Source organism: Microcoleus sp. LAD1_D3, assembly GCF_036702135.1.
GTDB lineage: Bacteria > Cyanobacteriota > Cyanobacteriia > Cyanobacteriales > Microcoleaceae > Microcoleus.
The window spans coordinates 1-842 of record NZ_JAUBSB010000088.1 but is presented as its reverse complement, the minus strand read 5'-3'; the positions used below and the strand labels follow the sequence as shown (position 1 = coordinate 842).

Below are 842 nucleotides of genomic sequence, written 5' to 3'. Positions count from 1 at the left end.
GACTATTAATTCAATTCAGTTTTTGTTAAAAACGCTAAAAAATAGCTAATTTTTGTGCGCCCTAAAGTCAGGCAAGTGCAGTATAAAGTCAGGCAAGTGCCGTATAAAATCAGTGAGATTACAGGCATTTGCAGGGGCTGCACTCTACCTGTATTTACCCGAAAATATCCTGCAAATGCCTGAATTTGTCGGTCAAATTGCTGCTTTTTTGTGCTGTTTGTGCCTTGACCTGTTGGGACTGCTTATAGTTGTTCTCTCTCAGTAGCAAGCAATGGTTTTGTCCGTACAAACCTGACTTTTACGTGCAGAGAAAAAATAATGCACCTTTATGAATGGGGCATTCTAGGTGTTAAGGCGCTTGATTTTTACCCGCTCTTCGACTGTGCCGACTGCTCACATTGCTCCTGTTGTTGTGGCGACTTTTGTGGCAGCACAGGCATCAATTCCTGCCGTCACACCTGGGTAGCGAGTGATCGGCTTGAGCGACAGCTCGATCGCCCATGACGGAGCTCATAGAATCAAACAGGCGATCGTTGGCTGCTGGTGGAATTTGCCCAGTTCAAACAGCTTGTGAGTTCTCCGGCAACAACCGGGAAAGGCATAAAAGCTAACAATTTCTAACAAAAGTTAATAAAGCTGATCGCCCATAGCTTCTGTCAGTGGTTGCCTCTTCCGTTTCAGAATTGAAGAGATAACCAGGGGCGAACACATAATTTTGCATAAATTCGCATAAATCAGCATATTGCTGTTCGATTTTTCGGTCTATTGAAATGCTCACCGTCCTAAAGGAGCGGTGATTCTTGACGCTTCATCGGGATTTGCTACCGAAGTAGTCTGACAAT

Annotated in this window: 1 protein-coding gene; it reads left to right on the top strand. The window is 44.3% G+C overall.

Features of this window, described 5'->3' with window-relative positions; translation table 11 throughout:
- Positions 1-112: 112 nt before the first annotated feature.
- Entirely contained in the window at positions 113-265 is a 153-nt protein-coding gene (locus QUA74_RS27505; protein ID WP_333335406.1) for a hypothetical protein, read from the top strand.
- Positions 266-842 lie beyond the last annotated feature (577 nt).